Genomic DNA, 2,453 nt, shown 5'->3' on the forward strand with positions numbered 1-2,453 from the left:
GCCGTCGACGTTTTCAGAGGCCCGAGGACCCCGACCCGCCCCACGTGACCGGGCTTATGGTCGATCTGCTCGACGCTGGGTCGACCAGGTGCACCGGCCCCGAAGGGAACGACGAACGCCGCCCGGAGGACCGGGCGGCGTTCGTGGTGGTGCAAGGGGTTGGTAGTCAGTCGAGGTAGTCGCGCAAGACCTGCGAGCGGCTCGGGTGACGCAGCTTCGACATCGTCTTCGACTCGATCTGACGGATACGCTCGCGCGTCACGCCGTAGACCTTGCCGATCTCGTCGAGAGTCTTGGGCTGGCCGTCGGTGAGACCGAAGCGCATCGAGACCACGCCGGCCTCACGCTCGGACAGCGTGTCGAGGACGGCGTGCAGCTGCTCCTGGAGCAGCGTGAAGCTGACTGCGTCGGCGGGAACGATGGCCTCGGAGTCCTCGATGAGGTCACCGAACTCGGAGTCGCCGTCCTCGCCGAGAGGCGTGTGGAGCGAGATCGGCTCGCGGCCGTACTTCTGGACCTCGATGACCTTCTCGGGGGTCATGTCGAGCTCCTTGGCGAGCTCCTCCGGGGTCGGCTCGCGGCCGAGGTCCTGGAGCAGCTGGCGCTGCACGCGGGCGAGCTTGTTGATGACCTCGACCATGTGGACCGGGATGCGGATCGTGCGGGCCTGGTCGGCCATCGCGCGCGTGATCGCCTGGCGGATCCACCAGGTCGCGTAGGTCGAGAACTTGTAGCCCTTGGTGTAGTCGAACTTCTCGACCGCACGGATCAGGCCCAGGTTGCCCTCCTGGATCAGGTCCAGGAAGAGCATGCCGCGCCCGGTGTAGCGCTTGGCGAGGCTGACGACGAGACGCAGGTTGGCCTCGAGCAGGTGGTTCTTGGCGCGCTTGCCGTCCTCGGAGATCCACTCGAGCTCCTCGAGCACCTTGGGCGTGATCTTGCCGCCCTTGCCGAGCTTCTCGTCGGAGAAGAGACCGGCCTCGATGCGCTTGGCGAGCTCGACCTCCATCTCGGCGTTGAGGAGAGGCACCTTGCCGATCTGCTTGAGGTAGTCCTTGACCGGGTCGGCGGTCGCACCGGCGACCATGACCTGCTGGGCAGGCTCGTCGGTGTCGTCGGCGGCCGAGACGACGAAGGACGACGTCGCGGTCGCCTCCTCCTCGGCTTCCTTGATCGTGGGGTCGGCCTTGACGTCCTTCTCGAACTGCTCGTCCGGGACGTCCGGCAGGACCTTCTTGCCGTCAGCCCCGAGCGTGGCGGCAACGGCCGCGGCCTTCTTCGCCGCCGCAGCGGTGGTCTTCTTCGCCGGAGCGGCCTTCTTGGCAGGAGCCGCCTTCTTCGCGGCGGCCTTGGCGACCGGAGCGGCCTCGGCGTCCGCGGCAGCAGCCGCCTTCTTGGCCGGCGCCTTCTTCGCGGTGGCCGTGGTGGTCTTGCGAGTGCCGGTGGCGGCGGCCGCGCGCGTCTCCGCAGGCAGGGCCACGCTCAGTCCGAGCGAGCTGAGGTGCTCGAGCAGGGACTTCAGGTGGCGCGGTTCGACACCGGCGTCGTCGCTGGCGCGGCGTACCTGGTCGGGGCTGAAGGAGCCCGAGGCACGCGCCTCGTCGATGAGCGTGAGAACGGCGGGGTGCGCGAGCACCTCGGTGGGGATCTTACGTGCGTTCGAGGACACGAACACCTCTCGTGAAGCTGCGCTGGGGCTGTCGGTCTGGTCTGGCGGTGCGGCTTGCGGGCGCGGCAAAGGCCGCTGTCGTCAAGAGCCGCTCCATCATTCTGCCACGTGGTCGAAAGCAACCGGACCACCACCCGCAACGGCAGCGTCTCAGAGCCCCCTCCGGGCACATTCAGGTCGCCTTCAGGTGCGACTCAGCCTCCTCTCAGGAGGCGTTGCCGGCCTTGGCCGCGGCCTTCTTCTCCTTCTTGAAGTCGCGCACCTTCTGCAGGCTCTCGGAGTCGACCACGTCGGCTACGGACCGGTAGCCGTCGAGGGCGTAGTCGCCCACGAGCCGTTCCCAGCCGTCCTTGTGGACCCCGAGCTGCTTGGCGAGCAGGGCCACGAAGATCTTCGCCTTCTGCGCCCCGAACCCCGGCAGCGCCTGCACGCGCTTCATCAGGTCCTTGCCGTCGCGCGCCTCGGTCCAGAGCCGCTCGGTCTCGCCGTCGTACTGCTCGACCACGAGGCGGGCCAGGTCCTGCAGCCGCCCGGCCATGGACCCCGGGAACCGGTGGATCGCAGGCGTCTGGGCACAGAGGGAGGCGAATTCCTCGGGGTCGACCTCAGCGATCGTCCGTGGGTCGAAGCCGCCCAGCCGCTCGGTGACCTTCGCCGGGCCGCGAAAGGCGTGCTCCATCGGGTACTGCTGATCCAGCATCATCCCGGCGAGCAGCGCGAAGTGGTTGTCGGTGAGGATCTGGTCGGCCTCGTCGAGCCCGGTGATGTGAATGGCCATGAGCCA

General features: G+C 68.2%; 2 protein-coding genes. Both read right to left on the reverse strand.

Going from position 1 to position 2,453, the window contains the following annotated elements:
- Positions 1-166 precede the first annotated feature (166 nt).
- Positions 167-1,480 (reverse strand): RNA polymerase sigma factor, encoded by a 1,314-nt coding sequence (locus VOI19_RS18110; protein ID WP_416366404.1) that lies wholly within the window; start codon positions 1,478-1,480, stop codon positions 167-169.
- Positions 1,481-1,874: 394 nt separating this feature from the next.
- Positions 1,875-2,453, reverse strand: a 579-nt coding sequence (locus VOI19_RS18115; RefSeq protein WP_416366403.1) for an HhH-GPD-type base excision DNA repair protein, incomplete at its 5' end; no start/stop codon positions are given.

The sequence above is a fragment of the Nocardioides sp. genome (assembly GCF_034670285.1).
Lineage (GTDB): Bacteria > Actinomycetota > Actinomycetes > Propionibacteriales > Nocardioidaceae > Nocardioides.